General features: G+C 61.7%; 22 protein-coding genes and 1 tRNA gene. 12 read left to right on the top strand and 11 right to left on the bottom strand.

Annotation, left to right across the window (positions count from 1 at the left end):
- The first annotated feature begins 87 nt into the window (after nucleotides 1-87).
- From LB545_RS20195 to hflX, 3 genes are all read left to right on the top strand, one after another.
- Nucleotides 88-951, top strand: coding sequence for a D-amino-acid transaminase (locus LB545_RS20195; RefSeq protein ID WP_140557242.1), 864 nt, complete (start codon nucleotides 88-90; stop codon nucleotides 949-951).
- 145 nt (nucleotides 952-1,096) lie between these two features.
- Nucleotides 1,097-1,342 (top strand): RNA chaperone Hfq, encoded by a 246-nt coding sequence (gene hfq, locus LB545_RS20190; RefSeq protein ID WP_006202172.1) that lies wholly within the window; start codon nucleotides 1,097-1,099, stop codon nucleotides 1,340-1,342.
- Nucleotides 1,343-2,731, top strand: a complete 1,389-nt coding sequence (hflX, locus tag LB545_RS20185; RefSeq protein WP_140498572.1) for a GTPase HflX — start codon at nucleotides 1,343-1,345, stop codon at nucleotides 2,729-2,731. It abuts the gene before it with no gap.
- Between the two features lie 6 nt (nucleotides 2,732-2,737).
- Here hflX and mazG read toward each other — a convergent pair whose 3' ends face one another.
- A complete protein-coding gene (gene mazG, locus LB545_RS20180) occupies nucleotides 2,738-3,562 on the bottom strand; it encodes a nucleoside triphosphate pyrophosphohydrolase (protein ID WP_224705712.1) in 825 nt (274 codons plus the stop codon).
- An 89-nt stretch (nucleotides 3,563-3,651) separates the two neighbouring features.
- Complete coding sequence (locus LB545_RS20175) at nucleotides 3,652-4,836, bottom strand: aromatic amino acid transaminase (RefSeq protein ID WP_140498574.1); 1,185 nt, start codon at nucleotides 4,834-4,836, stop codon at nucleotides 3,652-3,654.
- Between the two features lie 193 nt (nucleotides 4,837-5,029).
- On the opposite strand from LB545_RS20175, the gene LB545_RS20170 reads away from it, so the two are divergent.
- From LB545_RS20170 to LB545_RS20150, 5 genes are all read left to right on the top strand, one after another.
- Nucleotides 5,030-5,563 (top strand): sigma-70 family RNA polymerase sigma factor, encoded by a 534-nt coding sequence (locus LB545_RS20170; RefSeq protein ID WP_411969497.1) that lies wholly within the window; start codon nucleotides 5,030-5,032, stop codon nucleotides 5,561-5,563.
- Entirely contained in the window at nucleotides 5,560-6,330 is a 771-nt protein-coding gene (locus LB545_RS20165; RefSeq protein WP_140525178.1) for an anti-sigma factor family protein, read from the top strand. Before LB545_RS20170 ends, LB545_RS20165 begins: the two co-directional genes overlap by 4 nt.
- 23 nt (nucleotides 6,331-6,353) lie before the next feature.
- The gene (locus LB545_RS20160) at nucleotides 6,354-7,070 is read left to right on the top strand and encodes a Bax inhibitor-1/YccA family protein (RefSeq protein WP_140525179.1); all 717 of its coding nucleotides are present in this window, start codon (nucleotides 6,354-6,356) and stop codon (nucleotides 7,068-7,070) included.
- Nucleotides 7,071-7,275: 205 nt separating this feature from the next.
- Complete coding sequence (locus LB545_RS20155; protein ID WP_140525180.1) at nucleotides 7,276-8,160, top strand: aldose 1-epimerase family protein; 885 nt, start codon at nucleotides 7,276-7,278, stop codon at nucleotides 8,158-8,160.
- 78 nt (nucleotides 8,161-8,238) lie between these two features.
- Nucleotides 8,239-8,631 (top strand): GFA family protein, encoded by a 393-nt coding sequence (locus tag LB545_RS20150; RefSeq protein WP_140498579.1) that lies wholly within the window; start codon nucleotides 8,239-8,241, stop codon nucleotides 8,629-8,631.
- Between the two features lie 48 nt (nucleotides 8,632-8,679).
- Here LB545_RS20150 and LB545_RS20145 read toward each other — a convergent pair whose 3' ends face one another.
- A complete protein-coding gene (locus LB545_RS20145) occupies nucleotides 8,680-10,197 on the bottom strand; it encodes a winged helix-turn-helix domain-containing tetratricopeptide repeat protein (RefSeq protein ID WP_181168655.1) in 1,518 nt (505 codons plus the stop codon).
- A 135-nt stretch (nucleotides 10,198-10,332) separates the two neighbouring features.
- On the opposite strand from LB545_RS20145, the gene LB545_RS20140 reads away from it, so the two are divergent.
- Both LB545_RS20140 and LB545_RS20135 read left to right on the top strand, forming a co-directional pair.
- Complete coding sequence (locus tag LB545_RS20140) at nucleotides 10,333-10,593, top strand: DUF1127 domain-containing protein (RefSeq protein ID WP_181167320.1); 261 nt, start codon at nucleotides 10,333-10,335, stop codon at nucleotides 10,591-10,593.
- Nucleotides 10,594-10,951: 358 nt separating this feature from the next.
- Nucleotides 10,952-11,719 (top strand): putative nucleotide-diphospho-sugar transferase, encoded by a 768-nt coding sequence (locus LB545_RS20135; RefSeq protein WP_210239466.1) that lies wholly within the window; start codon nucleotides 10,952-10,954, stop codon nucleotides 11,717-11,719.
- A gap of 373 nt (nucleotides 11,720-12,092) precedes the next feature.
- Here LB545_RS20135 and LB545_RS20130 read toward each other — a convergent pair whose 3' ends face one another.
- The 8 genes from LB545_RS20130 to LB545_RS20095 form a co-directional block, all read right to left on the bottom strand.
- Entirely contained in the window at nucleotides 12,093-12,578 is a 486-nt protein-coding gene (locus tag LB545_RS20130) for a GlcG/HbpS family heme-binding protein (RefSeq protein ID WP_140584697.1), read from the bottom strand.
- A gap of 280 nt (nucleotides 12,579-12,858) precedes the next feature.
- Nucleotides 12,859-13,680, bottom strand: coding sequence for an MBL fold metallo-hydrolase (locus LB545_RS20125; protein WP_140584699.1), 822 nt, complete (start codon nucleotides 13,678-13,680; stop codon nucleotides 12,859-12,861).
- A gap of 3 nt (nucleotides 13,681-13,683) precedes the next feature.
- On the bottom strand, nucleotides 13,684-14,478 hold the full coding sequence (locus LB545_RS20120; protein ID WP_224705711.1) for a TatD family hydrolase: 795 nt from the start codon (nucleotides 14,476-14,478) through the stop codon (nucleotides 13,684-13,686).
- Nucleotides 14,478-16,031, bottom strand: a complete 1,554-nt coding sequence (gene metG / locus LB545_RS20115) for a methionine--tRNA ligase (protein ID WP_224705710.1) — start codon at nucleotides 16,029-16,031, stop codon at nucleotides 14,478-14,480. The genes LB545_RS20120 and metG overlap by 1 nt, the downstream gene beginning before the upstream one ends.
- 83 nt (nucleotides 16,032-16,114) lie before the next feature.
- Entirely contained in the window at nucleotides 16,115-17,170 is a 1,056-nt protein-coding gene (locus LB545_RS20110; protein ID WP_140632745.1) for a DNA polymerase III subunit delta', read from the bottom strand.
- Nucleotides 17,167-17,841, bottom strand: a complete 675-nt coding sequence (gene tmk / locus LB545_RS20105; protein ID WP_140561191.1) for a dTMP kinase — start codon at nucleotides 17,839-17,841, stop codon at nucleotides 17,167-17,169. Before tmk ends, LB545_RS20110 begins: the two co-directional genes overlap by 4 nt.
- A gap of 183 nt (nucleotides 17,842-18,024) precedes the next feature.
- The gene (locus tag LB545_RS20100; protein WP_224705709.1) at nucleotides 18,025-19,191 is read right to left on the bottom strand and encodes a D-alanyl-D-alanine carboxypeptidase family protein; all 1,167 of its coding nucleotides are present in this window, start codon (nucleotides 19,189-19,191) and stop codon (nucleotides 18,025-18,027) included.
- An 83-nt stretch (nucleotides 19,192-19,274) separates the two neighbouring features.
- The gene (locus LB545_RS20095; protein ID WP_224705708.1) at nucleotides 19,275-20,492 is read right to left on the bottom strand and encodes a septal ring lytic transglycosylase RlpA family protein; all 1,218 of its coding nucleotides are present in this window, start codon (nucleotides 20,490-20,492) and stop codon (nucleotides 19,275-19,277) included.
- A 328-nt stretch (nucleotides 20,493-20,820) separates the two neighbouring features.
- Between LB545_RS20095 and LB545_RS20090 the strand changes: the two genes are divergently transcribed.
- Together LB545_RS20090 and LB545_RS20085 are read left to right on the top strand one after the other, a co-directional pair.
- A tRNA-Ser gene (locus tag LB545_RS20090) sits at nucleotides 20,821-20,910 on the top strand.
- A 456-nt stretch (nucleotides 20,911-21,366) separates the two neighbouring features.
- On the top strand, nucleotides 21,367-23,151 hold the full coding sequence (locus tag LB545_RS20085; protein ID WP_140557223.1) for an FkbM family methyltransferase: 1,785 nt from the start codon (nucleotides 21,367-21,369) through the stop codon (nucleotides 23,149-23,151).
- The last annotated feature ends 260 nt before the right edge of the window (nucleotides 23,152-23,411 follow it).

Below are 23,411 nucleotides of genomic sequence, written 5' to 3'. Positions count from 1 at the left end.
GAGTTGCTTCAGTGGCCCACGCGATTATCCATCACTGTTGAGGCGGAATCGCTTAAACAAGCCGAAGCAGATCCCCCGAGGTGACAAATGCCGCGTATTGCCTATGTGAACGGGCGCTACACCGCTCATGCTGATGCCGCTGTGCATATCGAAGACCGTGGCTACCAGTTCGCCGACGGCGTTTACGAGGTCTGCGAAGTGGCGCGCGGCTTCATCGTGGACATGCCGCGTCACCTCGCCCGGCTGAACCGTTCGCTGAGCGAGCTGTCGATCGGCTGGCCGGTCACCCCAGGCGTCCTGCCGCTCATCATGCGCGAAGTGGTCAATCGCAACCATGTCGTCAACGGCCTGGTTTACGTTCAGGTCACACGCGGCGTCGCCAGCCGAGACTTCGCCTTCCCCTCGGCTGATACCAGGCCGTCGCTGGTGATCACCGCCAGGAAGCTGGATCCCGCTGCTGGAGCCAAGCGGGCCGAGACCGGTATCGCCGTCATCACCGTGCCTGAGAATCGCTGGGATCGCGTCGACATCAAGAGCACCGGCCTGCTGCCCAATGTGTTGGCCAAGCAGAAGGCCAAGGAAGCTGGCGCGCAGGAAGCCTGGTTCGTGGATACGGACGGCAACGTCAAGGAAGGCGGGTCGTCGAATGCCTGGATCGTCACCAGGGACGGCGTTCTGGTCACCAGGCCGGCTGAGCACGGCATTCTTCGCGGCATAACCCGCACCACCATGTTTGAGGTGGCGGCCAAGCTCGGACTCAAGATCGAGGAACGCGGCTTTTCCGTCGCCGAGGCCAAGGCGGCGAGGGAGGCTTTCATCAGTTCCGCGACCACGATTGCCATGCCGGTCGTGGCCATAGACGGCGATCCGATCGCCAACGGCCACCCCGGCTCGATAACACTTTCGTTGCGGCAAGCCTTTTTTGACATTGCGGAAAAAAGTCCAGCCTGATAACCGCACAGGTGGAATGAACATCAATATATCTCGTTCTGCTTGTCGTTACTGACGACAAGACGGTGTTTGTGCGCTTGACATGTGCTGGTTAATTTGGCGCATTGGCCTGCAAACCGAAGGGGATCGGCGAAAGACAAGAACAATGGCGGAACGATCGCAAAACCTTCAGGACCTGTTCCTGAACTCTGTTCGCAAGAGCAAGAACCCGCTCACCATCTTTCTCATCAACGGCGTGAAGCTGACCGGCGTCGTCACTTCATTCGACAATTTCTGCGTCCTGCTGCGCCGCGACGGCCACTCCCAGCTCGTCTACAAGCACGCCATTTCCACGATCATGCCGAGCCAGCCGGTTCAGATGTTCGATGGCGAGGAAAGCCAGGGCGCCTGATTGGCACGTGAGAAGGACCCGGACCGCAGCGTTCGCGGAAAATCAGCACATCAGCCGGGGACGGAGGCCGAGGGTCCGACCCGGGCAGTTGTCATCGTGCCGGTGCTTACCCGCCAGCCGCGCGGCGAGGACGACACCAACCGTCCGCGGCTGACGCGCTCAGCCGAGGCCCGTCACGACGAGGCGGTCGGTCTTGCCCGCGCCATCGATCTCGATCTGATCCACACGGCCGTGGTTACCGTCAACGATCCACGTCCGGCGACCTTGCTCGGCAGCGGCAAGGTCGAGGAGTTGGCGGAGATCGTCAAGGAAGGGCATGCGGAGGTGGTCATCGTCGATCATCCGCTGACGCCGGTGCAGCAGCGCAACCTCGAGAAGGAATTCAACGCCAAGGTGCTGGACCGCACCGGGCTGATCCTCGAGATCTTCGGCGAGCGCGCCCGCACCAAGGAAGGCACGCTGCAGGTCGAGCTTGCCCATCTCAACTACCAGAAGGGCCGGCTGGTGCGCAGCTGGACCCACCTCGAGCGCCAGCGCGGCGGCGCCGGCTTCCTCGGCGGCCCCGGCGAAACCCAGATCGAATCGGACCGGCGCGTCCTGCAGGACAAGATCGTCAAGCTGAAGCACGAGTTGGAGACGGTGCGCCGCACCCGCGACCTGCATCGTGCCAAGCGCAAGAAGGTGCCGTTTCCGGTGGTGGCCATCGTCGGCTACACCAATGCCGGAAAATCGACGCTATTCAACAAGCTGACCGGGGCAGGGGTGCTGGCGCAGGACATGCTGTTCGCCACGCTCGATCCGACGCTGCGCCGCGTGCGGCTGCCGCACGGCACGCCGATCATCCTCTCGGACACGGTCGGCTTCATCTCGGACCTGCCGACGCATCTCATCGCGGCTTTCCGCGCCACGCTTGAAGAGGTGGTCGAGGCGGATCTCATCATCCATTTGCGCGACATCTCCGATCCTGACACATCCGCCCAGGCCGAGGACGTCGAGCGCATCCTGGCCGATCTCGGCGTCGACGCCGGCGATACCAAGCGGGTCATCGAGGTCTGGAACAAGGTCGACCTGCTCGATGAAGGCAATCGCGCACGGCTGCTTGCCGAGAGTACGGATGCCAAGGCGCCTCCCGTCGCCATATCGGCTGTCACGGGCGAAGGCATCGACGCGCTGAACGCGATCATCGAGACACGCATGTCCGGCGAGCTTGAAGATCTGACGGTGACGATCGGGCCGGCGCAGTTCGGCCTTGTCGACTGGCTTTACCGCAATGGCGATGTCGTTTCGCGAACCGACAATGACGACGGCAGCGCCACCATCTCCCTCAAGGCCACGCAAAGTGCCCGCGAAGAGATCGAAAGCAGATTGCGTCGCAAGAATAACGGCTAACGCCAGTTATTTCGCGCTCTTCGCTTCCTGCCAGAGCGCTTCCATTTCGTCCAGATCAGCCTTTTCCAGCGAGCTGCCGGAATTCTCCAGGGCCTGCTCGACATAGTGGAAGCGCGAACGGAATTTCTCGTTGGTGCCGCTTAGCGCTGCTTCCGAATCGAGCTTCAGGTGACGGCCGAGATTCACGACGGCAAACAGCATATCGCCGAATTCATCCTTGATCTCCGCGGTTTGGCCTTTGGCCAGCGCCTCGCGCAATTCGCGGATCTCTTCCTCGATCTTGTCGAGGATGGGGGCTGCCTCGCTCCAGTCGAAACCGACGCGGGCGGCCTTCTCCTGAAGCTTCAATGCCCGCGTCAGTGCGGGCAGGGCGACCGGCACGCTGTCCAGAAACCCCTTGCCGTTGTCTTCCGGGTCGAGTCCGCGCGCGAGACGGGCGCTACGCTTCTCGGCCTTCTCTTGTGCCTTGATCTTCTCCCACATGCCCTTGGCCATGCCGGCACTGCGGGCCTGTTCGTCGCCGAAGACGTGTGGATGGCGGCGGATCATCTTCGTGGTGATGGCCTGGACCACGTCGCCGAAAGCGAACTCGCCGGCTTCCTCAGCCATCCGCGCGTGGTACACGACCTGCAAAAGGAGATCGCCGAGTTCCTCGCGCAGATCGTCGAGATCGCCGCGCGCGATGGCGTCGGCCACCTCATAGGCCTCCTCGATCGTGTAAGGCGCGATGGTCGAGAAATCCTGTTCGATATCCCAGGGACAGCCGGTCTTTGGCGCACGCAGCGCCGCCATGATTTCGATCAGGCGCGAAATGTCTTTCGATGGCTTCATGCGGCGGATGCTATCGCGCGGTCCGCCGCGCGGCCAATGCTGTCGGCGAGCGAAGCGGGCTTGTCCACAGTTGCGCCGAACAAGTCCGGTCAGTCGAGCACGGAAACGATCGCCTTGGCGAGCTTGTCCATGCCGTCTTCCGGCAGGCCGGCGACATTGATGCGGCTGTCGCCGACCATGTAGACGCCATATTCCGCGCGCAGCCGTTCGACCTGCGCTTCCGTGAGCCCAAGCCGGGAAAACATGCCGCGATGGCTGGCGACGAAATCGAAGCGGTCGGAATTGGACTGCCGGCGCAGCGCCTCGGCGAATTGCACCCGAAGCCTGAGCATGCGCAGGCGCATCTCCTCGAGCTCGGCTTCCCAGTCCGCGCGCAAGACCGCGTCCTCGAGCACGATGCGCACTGCCGCCGCGCCGTGGTCCGGCGGCATCGAATACATGGCACGAGCCGCCGACAGCATCTGGCCCAGCGCCACGTCGGCCTGCGCGCTGTCCCTGGCCAGGATCATCGCCGCGCCGACACGGTCGCGGTAGACGGCGAAGTTCTTCGAGCAGCTGGACGCGACGACCATTTCCGGAACTTTTTCGGCCAGCAGCCGCAGTCCGCCGGCATCGGCCTCGAGGCCATCGCCAAAGCCCTGATAGGCAATGTCGACAAACGGCAGCAGGCCGCGCTCGACGACGAGATCGGTGACAGCGGCCCACTGCGCGATGTCCAGATTGGCGCCGGTCGGGTTGTGGCAGCAGCCATGCAGCAGCACCACGTCGCCGCCCTTCGCCGTGCGCAGTGCTGCCAGCATGTCGTCGAAGCGAACGGCGCCCGATGTCGCGTCGAAATAGGGATATTCACGGATTTGCAGCCCGGCGGCGCGCATCACTGGCATGTGGTTCGGCCAGGTGGGATCGGACAACCAGACCGTCGCATCGGCGCGGGTTCGCTTCAAAAGCTCGGCCACCAGCCGCAACGCGCCGGAGCCGCCCGGCGCCTGCGCGGCACGGATCCGCGTCATGTCTGCGTCCGCACCGAAGGCGAGCCTGGCCATCACGGTATTGAACCCGGTGTCGCCGGCGAGGCCGAGATAAGTCTTGGTGTCCTGACCCTGCAGCAGCCGCTTCTCCGCCTCGCGCACGGCCCGCATGACCGGCGTCTTGCCGTCGCGATCCTTGTAGACGCCGACACCGAGGTCGACCTTGTCGGGTCGAGGATCGGCACGATAGAGGCCGATCAGGGCAAGGATCTTGTCGGCGGCAGCCGGCTGAAGGTTTTCAAACATCTGCATGGTTCCGTTGGCGCGGCGGAGTGATACGCAAATCGAACCCCTTGCACCAGCGGTTTTAACTTGCGCCAGCCTGAATCGCATGGCCTGGCATCGCTGCGAGCTACCTCCGCGGCTGCATATCTGCGGCGTTTCGCGAAAAAATCTGCAGGGCCGGGATTAAAACCCCCACATGTTCCGTAAACAGGGCATGAAACGCTCGATGCCACGCTTCGATATCGTCGGACAACTCGGTTCGCTCAGGCGTTACGCGCGCTCGCTGACGCGCGACGGTGCCGATGCCGAGGATCTCGTGCATGACGCTCTTGTGCGCGCCTATGAGCGGCGCGGCACCTTCCGCTCGGGCGGAAATTTGCGCGCCTGGCTGCTGTCCATCGTCCACAACACGTTCGTCGACCGCATGCGCTCGCGACGCTCTGAAGCAGCGCGCATCGAACAGGCTGGATACCTTGCGGATGGCAGCGCGCCGGCGCCGCAGGAGCATTCGGTGCGCCTGGGCCAGGTGCGCGATGCTTTTTTCAGCCTGCCCGAAGAACAGCGCTCGGCCCTGCATCTCGTCGCCATTGAGGGCCTTTCCTACAGCCAGGCGGCCGATGCCAGCGGCGTGCCACTCGGAACACTGATGTCGCGCATCGGTAGGGCGCGCGCCGCGCTTCGGAAGATGGAGGAGGGGGCTCCGACGAAGGCGAAAAATCACCTCAGGATTGTTGGAGGCCCGTCATGACAGGAACTATCGACCCCGTGACGGACGCTGATCTCGACGCCTATGTCGACGATCAGCTCGACGTCTCGCGCCGTATCGAAGTCGAGGCCTTCCTCTCCGCCCGGCCGGAAGAGGCCGCGCGTGTGATGTCGGATCTCAGGATGCGGGACGAACTGCGCGTGGCGCTGGCCGGATCAGGCATGGCGAGGCCGGTGACGACCGATGCCGCGCGGCGCCTGGAGAGGGGACTTGCCCGGGGCCGCATCTTCGGCGTCTTGCAACGTGCCGCGGCGGTGGCCGCTTTCGTCGCTGCCGGCTGGCTGGCTAACGGCATCGTCGGGCCGATGTCTGTGACCAGGGTCGTCGCCTCGCCGCAGCCGCCCGCCTATGTCGACGAGGCGGTGCGCGCGCACAGGACGACCCTTGTGCGCGAAAGCATGTCTTCGCAGGCCGAGGCGCCAAACTACAATGCCGGCGAAATCCGCGCGGCGACGGCCATCGTCATGCCGTCCTTGCCCAAGGACTGGAAGGTCCGCGACGTGCAGGTCTATCCATCGCGCTTCGGCCCCAGCGTCGAGATGGCGGTCGAGACCAAGGAGATGGGCCTGGTGTCGCTGTTCGCGATACGGCCGGGAACCTTCGACGTGATCAAGCCGACCGTCGCGCCCTCGGGCGACATTTCCTCGGCCTATTTCCAGATCGGCGAGGTCGCTTATGCGGTGGTCGCGCAAAGCCAGGTCCGCGACCTCGACCGCGCCGCCGAGACCCTTGCGAGAACGCTTTACTGATCCGTTCACAAAGGAGAATGCAAATGAACACGCCCAACCTGGGATACCGCGTCGGCACCGGCGCCCAAAGCGGCGCCCTCTACGACGAGGGCCTGCGCCAGCACATGCTGCGCGTCTACAACTATATGGGCCTCGGCCTCGTGGTCACCGGCCTCATCGCGTTCATGGTGTCGTCGACGCCCGCGCTCTACGTGCCAATCTTTTCCAGCCCGCTGAAATGGGTGGTGATGCTGGCGCCGCTCGCCTTCGTCCTGCTGTTCTCGTTCAAGATGCAGACGATGTCGGCGGCAAGCGCGCAGGCGATGTTCTGGGCCTTCTGTGCGGTCATGGGTCTGTCGCTGGCCTCGGTCTTCCTGGTTTTCACCGGAACCAGCATCGCACGCACCTTCTTCATCGCCGCCACCATGTTCGGCGCCACCAGCCTCTACGGCTACACGACCCGGCGTGACCTGACCCAGTTCTCGTCCTTTCTGATCATGGGCCTGATCGGCGTGGTGATTGCCAGCATCGTCAACATCTTTCTCGGCTCGACCGCTTTGCAGTTCGCCATCTCGGTGATCGGCATCGCCGTGTTCATCGGCCTGACTGCCTGGGACACGCAGTCGATCAAGGAACAGTATGCGGAGAACTTCGACGCGGAGTCGCGGCAGAAGCTGGCCGTTTTCGGCGCCTTCTCGCTCTACCTCAACTTCGTCAACATCTTCCAGCTGTTGCTGAACTTCACCGGCGAGCGGGAATAGTCCGAACTGTAGCAGGCAACACCCTGCATCTTGCCGTGGCCGGAGGGAAATCTCCGGCCACTCTTCATTTGAGACGGCGCCTTGCCCGCTTGTGCCATCGCACGTTCATCGTGACTGTGTGAAACGCAATGCAAACCGCCGCCTTGAGTTCACGCCTGGCCATTTGCTAGCCTGCCGGCCAAGCAAAGACAAACCGCGAGAACATATGGCACAGGACAGCCAGACACTTCATGGCGACGACATCTCGGCCGTTATAGTCGGGCAGGGGGCCGAACTGGTCTCGCTGCGGGATGCGGATGGGCTGGAGCTTGTGTGGCAGGCCGGACCGGCCTGGCGCCGTCATTCCCCGGTGTTGTTTCCGATCGTCGGCCGGCTGAAGGGCGACCAACTGCGCCATCGCGGCCAGACCTATCCGATGACGCAGCACGGCTTCGCCCGCGATAAGTCGTTTGCCTGGGCGGAGAGGGGTTCTCGGTCCTGCATGCTGGTGCTCACCGACGACGCGGAGACCCGAACGCACTACCCCTTCGCCTTCCGTCTGGCGGTAACCTACACTCTCGACGGCCGGCAGCTTGGCGTCACGTTCGAGATCACCAACACCGGCGACGAGCCGCTACCGGCGTCGATCGGGGCGCACCCGGCATTCAACTGGCCGCTGCTGCCGGACCTGCCCAAGGAGGCCTACCGCCTGACCTTTGCAAAGCCCGAGCATGCGCCGATCCGCCGTCTCAAGGACGGGTTACTGCTGGCGGCAAGGCAGCCGACGCCCATCGAGGGCAACATTCTCGCTTTGTCGGATCGGCTGTTTGACGAGGATGCCTTGATCCTGGACCAGCCTTCCAGCACCGCTGTGCGTTACGGTGCCGATCGTGGTCCGGCGATCGAGATGCATTGGAACGGATTCCGGGAATTGGGCGTCTGGTCAAAGCCGGGCGGCGCGCCATTCCTCTGCATCGAACCCTGGCACGGCCTCGCCAGCCCGGTGGATTTCGATGGCGAATTCGCCGACAAGCCAGCAGTGATGCTGATCGAGCCGGCCGGAAGGCGCGTGCTCGGCTATCGGATCGAACTTCAACCGCAGACGCATTAGCTGAAAGGCTGGCGTCGCGTTCATGGATGGTGGAGTTGTTCGTAAACATCCAGCTCGCTTGATTTGGAGGAATGCAGCATGGACCGATTCACCGGCGGTTGCCTGTGCGGCAACGTCCGAATTGTGGCGACTGGACGCCCATACCGGGTGGGCCTTTGTCACTGTCTCGACTGCCGCAAGCATCACGGGGCGCTTTTTCATGCTTCCGCGATTTTCCCTCAGGATGCGGTGACGATCGATGGCGAAACCCGTGACTACGCCGGGCGGTTCTTCTGTCCCCGTTGCGGCTCGACCATTTTTGGTCGCACCGCCGACGAAATCGAAGTGAACCTGGGATCCCTGGATGCCCCGGACCAACTGACGCCAACGTACGAAAGCTGGATCGTCCGTCGCGAAACCTGGTTGCCGCCGTTTCCGCTCACGAGACGATATGAGCGCGATCGTGACGCCACGGGTCGGTTCGAAGAGTAGGCGGCACGAACGGCGGGAAGGCGCCATGACCAAGGGACCGGCGGCGCTTCAATCCGGAAGGCCGGCCTTGCGGAAGCCATCGACGAAATGGTCGAGCATCGCCGGATCGCGGAAGGGCTCCGTCCAGACCCAATGGCTGGTGGTGAAATGCGGATTGCCGACGAGGAACAGTTCGACTTCCGCGCGCGCCTCGTCGAGCCGGCCGAGCTGCGCGAGGCTGGCCGCCAGGAAGCGGCGTGAGCTGGTGCGGTAAGTCTCGTCCCGGCGCAGTGTCTTGACGGCGGCTTTGTAGTCGCGCGCCGCATATTGCGCCGCGCCGAGCGTCAGATAGTACCAGCTTGCCGGAAACGGGTTGAGCCGGAACGCCTTGCGGATCTGTTCGAGTCCTTCCTCGACCCGCCCGGCCAGCACGGAGATGTCAGACAGTGTCGCCCAGGCATCGGCCTCGTTGGGGTCGAGCTCGAACGCCCTGGCGAACTCGGCATCCGCTTCGGCGAAGTCGCGCTCATAGGCAAGCAGGTTGCCGAGCACCCAGCGGCAGCCGGCGTCGTTGGGATCGATTGCCACCGCCTTGCGCGCCAGCTCCAGGGCAATACGGCGGTTCGGTTCCACCGGTTCGCCCCAATGCACCCATCCCATCCAGTGGTTCATGGCAAGCCAGCGATAGGCCTCGGCATAGTCCGGATCGAGCGCGACCGCGCGCGTCAGCATCAGATGCGCCTCCCGCGCGGTCTGCGGCGAATCGTCGATCAGCTTGCGCGCCCGCACGCACAGATCGTAGGCCTCGAGAGTCTTGGGCCGATTGCGCGGCGGCGGCGCGCGCAGCCGGCCAAGCAGCGCCTCCACGATCTTGGCCGTCACCTCGTCCTGAACGGCAAAGATATCGTCCAGGCCGCGATCGAAGCGTTCCGCCCACAGGTGATCGCCGCTCGCCGCGTCGACCAGCTGGGCGTTGATGCGCACGCGCCCCGCGGCGCGTCTTGCGCTGCCCTCCAGGAGGTAGCGCACGCCAAGCTCCCGGGCGATCTCGCGCACGTCCGCCGCCTTTCCCTTGTAGGCGAAGGTCGAATTGCGCGCGATGACGAACAGACCCGAGGCCCTGGACAGGTCGGTGATCAGGTCTTCGGTCAATCCGTCGGCGAAGGGCTCCTGTTCGGGGTCGTTGCTGAGATTGACGAAGGGGAGCACGGCTATCGACGGTTTGTCGGGCAGCGGCAAAGCTTTTCGGTTCGCGCCATCGAGGGGTTCGACGATCCCCGTGAAGCGGTAGCCGACGCGCGGAACAGTGGTGATCCATTCACCGCCGTCGGCGGACGGACCAAGCAGCTTGCGCAGCTGCGCGATCTGGACGGTGAGATTGCCTTCCTCGACGGCCGTACCCGGCCACGCCGCATCCATCAGCTTGGCCTTGTCGAGGATTTCGCCAGGCCGCCCGACGAGCGCCGCCAACAGCTTCAGCCCGCGGTAGCCGACGGCAACAGGATCATCGTTCCGAAGCAGCGTTCCCGCATCCGGATCAAGCACGAACGGACCGAAGGCAAAGCGCGATCCCTGCATAAGGCGCATCTATAGCCCGTTTGGAAATTTTGAGAACTATTTGGGAGAGCTTAATTACGGCACTGTTCGCATCCGGCACAATTCAACCTCTTTCAGGTCGAGGTCCCAAGTCGAGGACCCACCCTCAAACCATAGGAGGTTGCCATGAACGATACTCTTGCATGGACGCGGTGTCCGACCGTGCGGCCGAGAATGCCTGTAGTGCTGGCGGAAGCGTCGCGTCGGTACTTGGCGACCCTGCGAAGCATTGTCGCGGCCTGGCACGATCGGACCTGGCGCGAGCGGATACGCTTTCGCTGGGAGCTTGAGCGAATGTCGAAGGACAATCCCCATCTGATCGACGACATCGGATTGACGAGACGACAGGTCGAGGCAGAGCTGGCAAAGCCCTTCTGGCAACGGTAGGCCGAATGCTGCAACCAGAGCGAGCGGAGCTCATTGAAAGTTCTGGGGTAGGGAGGTTGCCTCGAGAAGCCGGGGGCAAACCAGCAGCGCGTCGCCAGATCCAAAGCACGAACTCGCCGAGGTCATCGACCAGGTGGATCCTTACGGCTGCATCATGGCCGGCGAAATGATCTGGTTGAGCGCAAGGACAGGAGTTCCAGACCGCGGCCTCGGCCCAGCTGGCGCCCCTCGTCAACAAAATGGTTGTGGCCCAATGTTTTCTGCGCCGCTACCGATGACTTTATCGCATTGCGAGGCTATTCGGACTTATTGCTATATGCTTGGCGTCTAAATATTCATATCCTAATAAGGCTTCGCGTTGCTCACCCACATTCTTGATTTGTTCCGGGCCACCAAACACAGGCACCGGGAAATGCTCGCTCCCTTCCCGATAAACCCACAGCCGTCCGGCAACCCGGACAAGGCCGGTGAAATCGTGGCGTTCTTTACGATCAACTCCTTCTATGAGACAGAAGCCGCTCGCATGACCGCGTCAGCGTGGCGTCTTGGCCTTTCTGTCCAAGCCCGGCCATTCGCCGACGCTGGATCCTGGGTGCGCAACGCGAGCCTGAAGCCGACATTCCTTGTCAATATGCGTAGGAGGCTTCAGGGACCGCTGCTGTATGTGGACGTCGACACGGTCTTCCATCATGATCCCTGGCCGGAGCTCGCCGGTTTTGATTGCGACATCGCGGTCTATCGCGAAAGTGGCCGGCTGATGGCTGGAACCATCCTCATCAACGATACGCCGGCTGCTCGCGAGATCCTCGCCTTGTGGAAGAAGCGCAGCGATGAAAACCCGGAAGTCTGGGATCAGGTCGTGCTGCAGGAAATCCTCGACGAAGATCAGGCCTCGGCAAGCCCGCGCTATCGCGAAGGCCAGCTCCCGGCGCCGTTCTGCTGGGTGTTCGACCGCCTTGAGAATGGGAAGCCCGATAAGGTCTATATCGAGCAGCTCCAGGCGAGCCGGGAAATCTATGAGCGGCACGCTCGCGGCAAAGCACGCAGAGGTCTCAACCGTCGGCAGGACCGAGTCCGGACCATTGAGCGCATTCTTGACGAACACAGAGAGCGGCTACGCAGGTAGCCGACGACAGCCATTGCTGCAGCTTCGACGCCCTCGCGGGCGGTGACGAAGCGGCTGCCATGTGGCCCGTGATCTGCAAAGCGTTCATTCCAATTCACCAGTTTAGCAGAACGGGCACCAAAAACCGTGTCAGGAGAGTTGAGGTGGGGAGATTGGCTGCGCACAAGCAGGAGCGACATTCCTACCTTGCCGAAAGTTGCATAAGATAGATTATGGAACTAAGCTTCCAGATCCGGTCTCAGAATCGGCCGTCGGTTGCCGGCGAATGCGATCTTGCACGTCGGCCGGTTCGGGTGTGGAGACAGGTTCACTGAACCCCGTTCAACGGAGCAGCCCGCCTTTGGCGGGCTGCGTTGGCACATCCTAGGCAAGTTTACTCGGCGGCGCCGATCGCCTTGAGCCCGGCGGCGGCGCATTTGGCGTCGATATCGCCCGAAGGAGCACCGCCGACGCCAATGCCGGCCACCAGGGCATCGCCGAACTTGACCGGCAAGCCGCCAGCCTGGATCACCATGCGAGGATCCATGTCACGCATGCCGTCATTTGCCGGCTTGGAGGCTATGAATTCGGCGAGCCCCGCAGTGTCGCGACCCAAGGCTGCCGCGGTGAAGGCCTTGCCTTCGGCGCTGGATGCGGTGTGTGCGCCGGAATTATCGGCCTTGAGCAGCACTTGCGTCGCGCCGCTCCGCGCCACGATGGCGACGCTGACATTGCTGCCTTCGGCAGCGCAGGCCTCCAGCGCGGCTTGTGCTGCCTTGGTTGCCCGCTCAAGCGGCAAGTAAGGGACGGTTGGCAATTCCTGCGCTGTGGCAGCGATAGGAGTAAGAAGCGTCACTGTAAGTACGAGTTCGCGAATCATCGGGCCTCTCCTTTCCAACTAACGGGCAAAGGTTAGCGCCTCTTGCTCTCAATGTATATTTTAGGAAGCCATCACATAGACTGCCTGTCAGGCCTGCAATGCAGATCGACGAGCATCCACCGGCCTGACAATGCAATCCTCTTTTGGCATTTTGCAATCTTGAAGCGACAGCGAACTGGCGACGGCCGTGTGGCGATCCCAGGTGCAAGATCTCGACATCGGACCTGTATCGGCGGCTCGCTGCCAGGCGATCAGTGCCATCAGCTATGAAGAGAATATTCTATCCGTCTGATCTATAAGGAATTTCAAGCGCCATGCCATCAAATGCCGGCTCGACATTTGCCGGAGTCTCAGCCATCACGGTAGCGTAGTCCAGCGGCCCATGCATATGGGTCAGCACAGCCTGTTTCGGGGCCAGCCGCTCGATCCACTCAAGCGCCTCGCCAAGCGACAGATGGCTCGGGTGCGTCCTGTACTGCAGCGCGTCGATGATCAGGACATCGAGATTACGCAGCCGTTCGGCAGTGGCAGCCGGAAAATCGCTGATGTCGGGGCAATAGGCTAGTCCGCCGATACGGAAGCCGAGCGATATGATGTCGCCATGGACCTGCGGCAGCGGCTCGAGGGTGAGGGCACCGCCCTCGCCTTCGATCACGACGGGCTTTGCGTGATCGATGATATGGGCGTCGACGATCGGCGGATAGGAACTGCCTGGCGGCGTCTCGAAACAGTAGCCGAAGGCCTGGCGCAGCCGCAGCATCGTTGGCTGATCGGCATGGATATCGATCCGCTGCCGCTGGTCGAGCACGAAGCCGCGCAGGTCGTCGATGCCGTGGATGTGGTCGGCATGTGGATGGGTGTAGATGATGGCGTCGATGCGCTTGACCGAGGCCATCAGCATCTGCTGGCGGAAATCCGGTCCTGTGTCGATGACGACGGTGGTGCGGGCGCCGCTCTCGGCAATCCGCTCCACAAGGGCTGCCGTGCGCATGCGCCGATTTTTCGGATTTTGCGGATCGCAATTGCCCCAGTCGCCGGTGATGCGCGGCGTGCCCGGTGACGAGCCGCAGCCGAGAATGGTGAGGCGCAGCCGGTCTGTCATCGTTCAGGCGCTTTGCTCGGCGGGGCGCGGCATCTTGCCGAACAGCCGGAAGAAATTATCGGTCGTCAAAGCTGCGAGTTCACCTTCGCTGACGCCGATCGTCTCGGCCAGAACCCTGGCCGTGTGCGCGACATAGGCGGGTTCATTACGCTTGCCGCGAAATGGGATCGGCGCGAGATATGGCGCATCGGTCTCCACCAGCAGCCGGTCGTGCGGCAGGTCGGCGGCTATGGCGCGTATTTCGGGCGAATTCTTGAAGGTCAGGATGCCGGAAAACGAAACATAGCCGCCCAGCGAGACGCCAACCTCGGCCAGCCTGCGTCCCGACGAAAAACAGTGCAGGATAAACGGGAAGGCGCCCTTCCCCGTTTCCTCCTCCAGAATATGAGCCATGTCGTCGTCGGCATCGCGCGAATGGATGACCAGCGGCAGGCGCGTCTCGCGGGCGGCGGCGATGTGGTTGCGCAAACCCTGCGCCTGCGCATCGCGGGGCGCTTTGTCATAGAAATAGTCGAGCCCGGCTTCGCCGATCGCCACCACCTTGGGATGGGCGGACAGGCGCACGAGATCCGCCGTCGTCACGTCAAGCTCTTCGGCCGCATTGTGCGGATGGGTTCCGACGGAGCAGTACACTTCGTCGAAAGCATCTGCGATTTCAAGTATTTGCTGAAATCGCTTCACGCGCGTCGAAATGGTTACCATGCGGCCGATCCCGGCGGCCAGGGCACGGGCGACGACGGCCGCCCGTTCCTCGGCGAAGTCCGGAAAATCCAGATGGCAGTGGCTGTCGACGAGCATCAGCCGTTCGCTTCCGGCTGATCGACATAACGCGGAAACACGCCTTCTGGCACAGGCAACGCTCTGCCCGGCATAAGCGCATGGTCGGCGTGGAGATGCACGAAATTGCGCTCGTCTGCCGGCACCGCCAGCAGGTCAAGCAGCTTCGCGGCCGATCCTGGAATAAAGGGTTGGCACAGAATCGCCACGCGCCGGACCACCTCGGCCGTTGTCCACAGCACCGTTTGCATGCGCTCGGGGTTGGTCTTCTTCAGTGCCCAGGGTTCCTGTCCGGCGAAATACCGGTCGGCTTCGGCCACCACGCCGAAGATCGACGCCAGCGCCAGATGGATGCCCTGCTCGGCCATTGCCTTGCGCGCGGCGGCAAGAGCGGCCGCCGCCTGATCGAGGATTGCCTTGTCGGCATCCGTCAGCTCGCCGCGCGTCGGCACCACGCCGCCGCAGTTCTTGGCGATCATCGACAGCGAGCGCTGCGCCAGATTGCCGACGCCGTTGGCAAGGTCGGCATTGGTGCGGTTGACGATCGCTTCGTGGCTGTAGCTGCCGTCCTGGCCGAACGGCACCTCGCGCAGGAAGAAATAGCGCACCTGGTCGAGCCCGTAATGCTCTATCATGGTGAAGGGGTCGATGACGTTGCCGACCGATTTCGACATCTTCTCGCCGCGGTTGAACAGGAAGCCGTGGCCAAAGACGCGCTTCGGCAGCGGAATGCCTGCCGACATCAGGAAGGCCGGCCAGTAGACGGCGTGGAAACGCACGATGTCCTTGCCGATGATGTGCGCATCGGCCGGCCAGAATTTCCAATTATCTGCGTTTTCATCGGGATAGCCGACGCCGGTAATGTAGTTTGTCAGCGCGTCGACCCAGACATACATCACGTGCTTTTCGTCGCCGGGCACCGGCACGCCCCAGTCGAACGTCGTGCGCGAGATCGACAGGTCTTTCAGTCCCGATCTGACGAAGCTCATCACTTCGTTGCGCCGCTCGGCCGGGCCGATGAAATCCGGCTGGCCCTCGTAGAGCGCCAGCAGTTTGTCCTGATAGGCCGAAAGCCGGAAGAAATAGCTTTCCTCCTCGACCCATTCGACCGGCGTTCCTTGCGGGCCATAGCGGATATTGTCGGGACAAACCTCGGTTTCCTCCTCGCCGTAATAAGCTTCGTCACGCACCGAGTACCAGCCGGCATAGCCGCCCTTGTAGATGTCTCCATTGGCGGCCATCGCCTTCCAGATCGCCTGAGAGGCCGCGTAGTGCCGCTCTTCGGTGGTGCGGATGAAATCGTCGTTGGAGGCGTTGAGCACGGTCGCCATGCGCTTGAACTCAGCCGAATTGCGGTCGGCCAGTTCGCGCGCAGAAATGTCTTCCTTCTTCGCCGTCTGCAGCATCTTGATGCCGTGTTCGTCGGTGCCGGTGAGAAAGAAGACCTGCTTGCCGTCGAGCCGCTGAAAGCGGGCCAGCGCATCGGTGGCGATCAATTCGTAGGCATGGCCGATATGCGGCTTGCCATTGGGGTAAGAGATCGCGGTCGTGATGTAGAATGTATCGCGTGACATGAATGAACCGTCATGAATGTCTGAATGGAAGGCGTGGCGGTGGATATCGCATCGGGGTGGCGATTGCCATCCCGAGGGAACCATCACATTCGCATTGCAGACTTCAGGCGGTCGATCATGGTCAAGGCGTGCTGCTTCTTGTCGAGATTGTAGGTGTCAGTCTCAGATATAGCGTCCAGCGCCTCATGCCAAGTGTCCGAAAGCGTTTTGGCTCGTGCGAGATCGCCGGCCAGCGCCGCCCGGCTCGCCGCATCGGACAACAGGTCGAGCGCGCGGCGGTTGAAGATATCGAACTGGATCGCCTGGTCGCGCCCGGCCACCACTTCGGCAAGGCGATAGGCGCCGGCGATGTCGCTCTTGCCGGCGCTCACCAGGGCGTCCAGCGTTTCGGCGATCTCCAACCCGCCATACTGCGTCAGGAGGATCGCATTGCGGGCGCTGCCCCCTGCCCGCGCGGCAAGGGCTGTCCGCGCGGCCGGATCGTCCGGCGGAGGCGGCTCGGCAGTTTCCAGCACCGCCATCAGCTCGTCGGCATCGAGCGGCGACAGCCGAACCAATTGGCAGCGCGAGCGGATCGTCGGCAACAGGCTGCCCGCTGCATGGACGATGAGGATGAACAGCGTTCGCGCCGGCGGCTCCTCGAGATTCTTCAGCAAGGCATTGGCTGCATTGGTGTTCATGTCATCGGCCGGATCGACGATCACCACCCGGTAGCTGCCGTCATGCGAAGTCAGCGACAGAAAGCGATTGACCTTGCGGATCTCGTCGACGGTGACGACCGTCTTGAAGTTCTTGGTCTTGTCGTTCAGCGGACGGGTCAGATGCAGCACGCCGGGATGCGCGCCGGTGGCGATCTGGCGAAACAGCGAGGACGCCGGATCGGGAACGGCGAGCGTCTCCGGCGCCTGCTCGAAGGCCGGATGCTTCAGGAGGTGATGCGCCAGATGGAAGGCGAGCGTCGCCTTGCCGATGCCGAGCGGTCCGGCGAAGATCAGCGCGTGCGGCAGCTTTCCAGCGCGATAGGCGGCGGCGAGCATGGCGGCGGCCTGCCCGTGCCCGACCAGGCGTGGCGTTTCGGACGGTTCGGGGACGCCGTCCAGCGTGTCATGCTGTTCCGGCGCGATGCGTTCGAAGATCATGCGGGTGCGGTCTGTCTGTTGCGCATGGGCGCCCTCGCCTCCAGTGCCGCGAACACCGTGGCGGTGACGACATTTTCTACCGCATCGGGAGCGGCGGATGCGTCGATCACGACGCAGCGCTCCGGCTCGGCCGCGGCGATCGCCAGGAATGCCTCGCGGCGCGCCTGGTGGATGGCAAGCGTTTCCTTTTCGAAGCGGTCGGGGCCGGCGCCGGCGCCGCGACGCACTGTTGCGCGTCTCAGGCCTTCCGTGGGATCGATGTCGAAGATCAGCGTCATGTCGGGCATCATGCCGTTGATGGCGACCTGCTCCAGCGTCTCCATGAACACCGGGTCGAGGCCGCCGGTGACGCCCTGGTAGACGCGCGAGGAATCCAGGAAGCGGTCGCATAGGACAATGGAGCCGCGCTCGACCGCCGGGCGGATGACCTGCTCGACATGGTCGGAGCGCGCCGCCGCGAAAAGCAGCGCTTCCATCTTCGGCCCGAACGGCTCGGCGGCGCCCGAAAGCAGCACATGCCGGACCGCTTCCGCGCCCGGCGAGCCGCCGGGCTCGCGGGTGACGAGGACGTCGTATTTCTTGGCGCGCATCTTTCCCGCCAGCCGCTCGATCTGCGTCGACTTGCCTGCTCCTTCGCCGCCTTCGAAGGTGATGAAAAATCCGCGTGCCAATCGAAAGGCCTTTATCCCTTATTTGAATGGATTCTAGCGCTCTAGATAGTCCGCGTTCGGGGAAACGTCCATGCCGCCGGAGTTATCGCAGTCGCTCAAAAGTGAGCTCGGCTTTGAGAGAACGACATGCATAAACAAAGACGCTAAAGCGCATCGCGTGAATCCGGTTCAGCGCGACGCGCTTTAGCGGAGCCAGCCGACGGCCAGTTCCTTGACGGCGTCGAGGGCGCGTTGCGGCAGCGTGCCGATGCCGATCGATTCGGCGGCGAACAGCGGCGTCTCCTGGCTCAGCGTATCGCCGATCCAGACCCGCAGCACGCCTACCGGCTGCCCCTCCTCCACAGGTGCGGCAACCGGTCCGTCATAGACGATGCTCGCCGTCAGTTTGTCGCGGTTGGCTACCGGCAGGAAGATGGCGATCGGCCCTTTCGCCTTCAGCGTCACGCCGGCTTTAATGCCGCCGAAAACCTGAGCTTGGCCCACCACCTCGTCCTTGGCGAAGATTTGCGTCTTCTCGAAGGAACGGGCACCCCATTCGAGCAGCTTGCGCGCCTCCTCGGCGCGTTCCTTGTCGCTGGCGAGCCCGCTCATCGCCGCGATCACCCGCGCGCCATTGTGGCCGACCGAGCCGACTATGCCGAAACCGGACACCTCACTGCTGCCGACCGCCAGGCCGTCGGCGCCGATGTCCATCGCCAGCAGCGGGTTGCGATTCCTCTGTGAAATCTTGTTCCAGGTAAAGTCCTTCAGGCCGTAGTAGCGATAAAGATCCGGATAGTCGCGCCACAGATGCAAAGCCAGCATTGCCAGTTCGCGCACGCTCGTCTGCTGGCCCTCCGCCGGCAGCCCGGTCGAATTGACGAAAGTCGATTTGGCCAGGCCGATCTGGCGGGCGCGTTCGGTCATCTGCGCGGCAAAATTGTCCTCGGACCCGGCCAAGCCTTCGGCCAGCACGATACAGCCGTCATTGGCCGCCTGCACCGTCACGCCCTGGATCAGGTCCTCGACCCGGACCGCCGATTTGAGCTTGGCAAACATCGTCGACGTTCCCGAAGGGGCGCCGCCCTTGCGCCAGGCGTTTTCACTCACCACGAACGTGTCGTCGAGGGTCAGGCGTCCAGACTTGACGGCGTTGAACACCACTTCCATCGTCATCAGCTTGGCCATCGAGGCCGGCTGTATCGGCTTGTCGGCGTCCTTGGAAAACAACACCGTTCCAGTCTCGGCGTCGATCATGAAGGCCTGGGCTGCCTTGGTCTCGAAAAGCTGCGCGCTGGCGGGTGCGATACAAAACAGCAGCAGGGCCAATCCCAGAAATCCGGCCAAAGGCGGAAAGACGCGCAACTGCATGAAATCTCGACCCGTTTGCCGGTTCTGGCGCGGCTAGGCTATCAGGGTTTTTTCCGCAGGATCAACCGTGCCGGAAAAATAGATCAGTTGCGCACGGCCAGAGCGTCCGGCGCACCGTGCGACCAGGCCGCCTGCAGCAGATCGTCGACGCCGCCATGGCCGTCCGGATAGAGGTTCACCGCATACCAGTCCTTGCCGTCGAATTCGGACCGCTGGATCTCGATCCTGCCGAAGGGCTCGAGCGCCGCGGCCACGCGTTTTGCCTCGGTGGCGTCATCAAAGGTGCCGGCCGCCACATAGGCCGGCGACGGCGCCTGGGGATTGGCGCTCTTCCATGAGCGCAGGATGTCGGCGGGCGACATGCCGTCGTCGTCAAGTGCGGCAAAGACATCGGCGCTCCGCACGCGCTCGTCGGCATAGGAGAGCGAGGCCACCGAAAACGGCGATTGCGGCGGCAGGCCGATATCCGGACGCTCTGGCACGATCGGACCGAAGTCGGGCAGCGCCAGGTCACCCAAGGCCGGCGATTGTGCCGGCACCTGCCCTTGCGGAATCATATCGGAATTCGTCAGCTGACCCGGAAACGGCACGGCGGCAGCACCCACCGGCAGGCTGGGCGACGGTCCGTTCATGGCCACCATGACGCCGGTCGGCAGGCCGTCCGACGGATCCGGTATCCTGTTGCCTGGATGGTAGGAGGCCATCAGATACTGGTCGTCATTGCCGTCGAGCGGCGCGCGGCCAACATATTCCACCTTCACCTCGGCCGTGCCGACATTGGCATAGTCGAGCATCTGGGCGGCGCGTTCCGAGACATCGATGATGCGGCCCTGGTGGTAGGGACCGCGATCATTGACGCGCACGATGACCGAACTGCCGGTCTTGAGATTGGTGACGCGGGCGTAGCTCGGCAGAGGCATGGTCGGGTGCGCCGCCGTCAGATGGCTCATGTCGTAGACTTCGCCGTTGGCGGTCAGCCGTCCATGAAAGGCATCGCCGTACCACGACGCCAGGCCGACCTTGGCATAGTGCTTGTCTTCCTTCGGATAGTACCACTTGCCGCGAACCTGGTAGGGTTTTCCGAGCTGGTCGCGGCCGCCGCCACGCCGCATGAAGGCGACGCGAGGGCTGGCCTTCACGCCATATTCGGTTTCGGCGAAATATTCCTTGGAACGGGTCCTCTTGTGGACCATCCCTTTTGGTTCAGGCTGCGACGCGCAGGCGGCAAGCAAGGCTGCCGACATGGTGAATAGCGCGAAAGCGCAAGCACGGCGTAGACGCGGGCGCGCCGTAGTTTGCATTTCCTGATGTCCCCTACAGTCTCGACCAAAAACGCCGCGGCTTGAACGTCGCAGGAGCCAAAGCTTACCTGACTAAGACCAACGACGCCTCGAACCCCTGTCCTTTGTGCGCAGGAATTGTTTATCACGCTATTAATCGATTGTGGCCGGAACCGGGCAAGATTGTGACGCCACCCTGCCCGGCGTCGGCTGCCGGGAAACGTGCGGTCCGCGCATGCCGGTTGACATGTCTTTGCCGGGCACACTAGAGCATCAGCGAGATGGCTCTCTTCATTCGCCGCCAGGCTCGAATATCTGATCGAGTGACGCTGGGCGAAGAGATGTCGCTGGAGGGATGGCCGAGCGGTTTAAGGCACCGGTCTTGAAAACCGGCGTGGGCGCAAGTTCACCGTGGGTTCGAATCCCACTCCCTCCGCCATTTTTTGCTATCGAATCGAAATAGCGTCGTTTTTGTTTTCCTCTTGGCGCCTAACTCCTGCGAATAATGAGGCGGCTACCACCGAAAATACCCAACTTGTTAGCATTGCTTCGGATGGTTGATGTGAACAGCGAAACGGATGGAAGGCAACCCAAGGCTGCACGGCCGGCGCTCATCAGGTACCCGCCCCAACCCGCCTCCTGTTTGGCGCCGGTCATTAAATGTGAGGCCGTGTGCCGCTCGTCATAATGCCCCTGCAATGGATGCCGAGCCGCGACGCACTTGACCGGAGTAATCGCACTTGCAAGGGGATCTCCGGACCCGTTACGAAGCGTTGTTCAGGGTGATGCCAATCGTGGTGAATTCGGCATTAATCGCGTCGCCTAATGAGCCCGCGTGCAATTAGGAATCAACTGCCCGCAATATCCTTCAGATTCTTCGGAAGTGAGACTAAGAATGAAATTCTACGGACAATTCGAGGTTCCTGTCGATCGTTTCATTTTCGAGCGCTATTTCCCCGACCCCGACATTAAGGGCGTATTTATTGAATGCGGGGCTTTTGACGGGCAGACCGAATGTTCCTGTCGTTTCTTTGAAGAAACGATGGGATGGCAGGGATACAACCTTGAACCGGTTCCGTGGATATACGATAAATTGGTCGTTAATCGTCCCAACAGTAAAAACATCAACGTCGGCATGTCCGACAAGACAGGCGTGTTGAATTTCCAAAGCGTCATTCATCCAGTCTACGGGCGAGATACAACGATTGGATCCGTCGATCATGACCCGGTCTTCAAGGAAGCGCTGATAGCCGGCGGTTGTACGTTTGAGGAGATCAAGATCAGAGCCATAAGCTGGCAGGAACTTATTTCGACCCAAAAAATTACGGACGTCGACCTGATGGTTCTCGACGTCGAGGGTCATGAATTATCAGTGTTGTCCGGAATGAGAAATAGCCCTGTGTTGCCCCACGTCATGTGCATCGAGTTTGGTCACGTGGGGTTTGATCAGCTTCGAATAGTCATGGGCGAACTCGGTTACCAATATGACATTCACTCTTTTGCTAACGCATATTTCGTGCGAACGGACATGATACCGCTCATGGCGTTTCGTCGATTGGCGGGAAATAGCGGAACTCAACATCAGGTCGAACAGCTAAGTGCTGAAATCGCCGACAAACAGATCGAGATTGATCGACTCAACAATGAAGCGAAGTGGCTTAAGGAGCGCGAGAAAGAACTCGTAGAACTTGTAGAGACGATGACGAATTCCAGGGGCTGGAGGGCCTTGGAGGTGTTGCGAAACCTTCGGCATCTAAAGCGAACCAACCGCAAACCAGATGTGATTGGGACGTCTTTGCACGCAACCAATGACAGCTCCTCGGAACGAGTCCGGACAGATCCGGCAACTCCAAGCCACGGAATTAACACCGCGCCCGAATCGGTGGCCAAAGGTTTGCAGGAAAGAGTTCGGAAGCTTGAGGAACAGGTAGAACTTGTCGAAACTCATCATATACGTGGATTCTGGCACACGCTCGACAAGATTGACGACCTGGCACTACCGTCGCGCCAGTTAAAGTGTTTAGTCTGCGACCATGACGACTTTAGAGACGGCTTCGAGATTCTCAGATCAGAATGCATTTTCAACGGGGGGCGGCTTGAGCGATACCGCTGCCCAAACTGCGATTGTGTCTTTGGCGGTCAAAAGTTTCTCGATCTCGACGAGGCCATGACCGATCTCGACTATCGATTGCTCTATTCTCGTTATCGTGAAGGGAACACTGGAGAAAACGAAAAGAGAACTTTCCAGTCGCTTCGACCCGTCCGGGGAGCTACCTACGTAAATTGGGGTGCAGGAGTCTGGAACGACACAACTCAAGTATTGCGTGCCGACGGGTATGACGTTTGGAGTTTTGAACCCAACGCGCCATCTGAAGCGCCTTTTGTGAAAATTGATCGATCAGATTTAGGGAGCGATCTTGCAGGTATTTTTTCTAATAACGTGATTGAACATTTTAAGGAGCCAATCGTTCAGTTCCGCGAGTTTCAGCGCGTACTCGCACCAGGCGGCAAAATGGCACACTCGTCTCCCTGCTACGAATATCTTTATCCCATAACACGTTTTCATACGATATTTCTCCTCGGCCGATCACCAGACATATTAGCTGAGAGAACAGGTTTTCGCATCACAGACAGAGTCAAGGATGGTGAGTACAACAATGTTGTATTCGAAAAGATTTGAAATGAACGGGACAGGACAAGGACAGGTCCGCTATGTTCCCAAAGCGAGGCACCTCGGCATCCTGGCAAGAACCCCCTTTATCTATCTGGCACTGATGTCGCCATCGAACGTGGACAGGGTAGTTCCAGGGCCAGCGGCCGTGCGATTTCTCGCGGGCACCTGTCGCCGGGTCAGAAGGTCGCGATCGGCTGGCGTGGTCATTGATGATCATGGTCGCTTCTCTCGTTTATGGCCGGGCCCGGGGCTGCTCTAGGCTGTAG

The organism is Mesorhizobium sp. BR1-1-6, from assembly GCF_020165355.1.
In the GTDB taxonomy this organism is placed as follows: Bacteria; Pseudomonadota; Alphaproteobacteria; order Rhizobiales; family Rhizobiaceae; genus Mesorhizobium.
This window is presented reverse-complemented; position numbering and strand designations above follow the sequence as displayed.

Excerpts from the sequence above, each read along its gene's own strand:
- LB545_RS20110 (WP_140632745.1), bottom strand. The coding sequence starts at position 17,170 with ATGATCTTCGAACGCATCGCGCCGGAACAGCATGACACGCTGGACGGC.
- LB545_RS20165 (WP_140525178.1), top strand. The coding sequence starts at position 5,560 with ATGACAGGAACTATCGACCCCGTGACGGACGCTGATCTCGACGCCTAT.
- LB545_RS20175 (WP_140498574.1), bottom strand. The coding sequence starts at position 4,836 with ATGTTTGAAAACCTTCAGCCGGCTGCCGCCGACAAGATCCTTGCCCTG.
- LB545_RS20085 (WP_140557223.1), top strand. The coding sequence starts at position 21,367 with ATGAAATTCTACGGACAATTCGAGGTTCCTGTCGATCGTTTCATTTTC.
- metG (WP_224705710.1), bottom strand. The coding sequence starts at position 16,031 with ATGTCACGCGATACATTCTACATCACGACCGCGATCTCTTACCCCAAT.
- LB545_RS20125 (WP_140584699.1), bottom strand. The coding sequence starts at position 13,680 with ATGACAGACCGGCTGCGCCTCACCATTCTCGGCTGCGGCTCGTCACCG.
- LB545_RS20100 (WP_224705709.1), bottom strand. The coding sequence starts at position 19,191 with ATGCAGTTGCGCGTCTTTCCGCCTTTGGCCGGATTTCTGGGATTGGCC.
- LB545_RS20095 (WP_224705708.1), bottom strand. The coding sequence starts at position 20,492 with ATGCAAACTACGGCGCGCCCGCGTCTACGCCGTGCTTGCGCTTTCGCG.
- LB545_RS20120 (WP_224705711.1), bottom strand. The coding sequence starts at position 14,478 with ATGCTCGTCGACAGCCACTGCCATCTGGATTTTCCGGACTTCGCCGAG.
- LB545_RS20195 (WP_140557242.1), top strand. The coding sequence starts at position 88 with ATGCCGCGTATTGCCTATGTGAACGGGCGCTACACCGCTCATGCTGAT.
- LB545_RS20130 (WP_140584697.1), bottom strand. The coding sequence starts at position 12,578 with ATGATTCGCGAACTCGTACTTACAGTGACGCTTCTTACTCCTATCGCT.
- LB545_RS20160 (WP_140525179.1), top strand. The coding sequence starts at position 6,354 with ATGAACACGCCCAACCTGGGATACCGCGTCGGCACCGGCGCCCAAAGC.
- LB545_RS20155 (WP_140525180.1), top strand. The coding sequence starts at position 7,276 with ATGGCACAGGACAGCCAGACACTTCATGGCGACGACATCTCGGCCGTT.
- LB545_RS20150 (WP_140498579.1), top strand. The coding sequence starts at position 8,239 with ATGGACCGATTCACCGGCGGTTGCCTGTGCGGCAACGTCCGAATTGTG.
- LB545_RS20170 (WP_411969497.1), top strand. The coding sequence starts at position 5,030 with ATGAAACGCTCGATGCCACGCTTCGATATCGTCGGACAACTCGGTTCG.
- LB545_RS20140 (WP_181167320.1), top strand. The coding sequence starts at position 10,333 with ATGAACGATACTCTTGCATGGACGCGGTGTCCGACCGTGCGGCCGAGA.
- hfq (WP_006202172.1), top strand. The coding sequence starts at position 1,097 with ATGGCGGAACGATCGCAAAACCTTCAGGACCTGTTCCTGAACTCTGTT.
- LB545_RS20145 (WP_181168655.1), bottom strand. The coding sequence starts at position 10,197 with ATGCGCCTTATGCAGGGATCGCGCTTTGCCTTCGGTCCGTTCGTGCTT.
- mazG (WP_224705712.1), bottom strand. The coding sequence starts at position 3,562 with ATGAAGCCATCGAAAGACATTTCGCGCCTGATCGAAATCATGGCGGCG.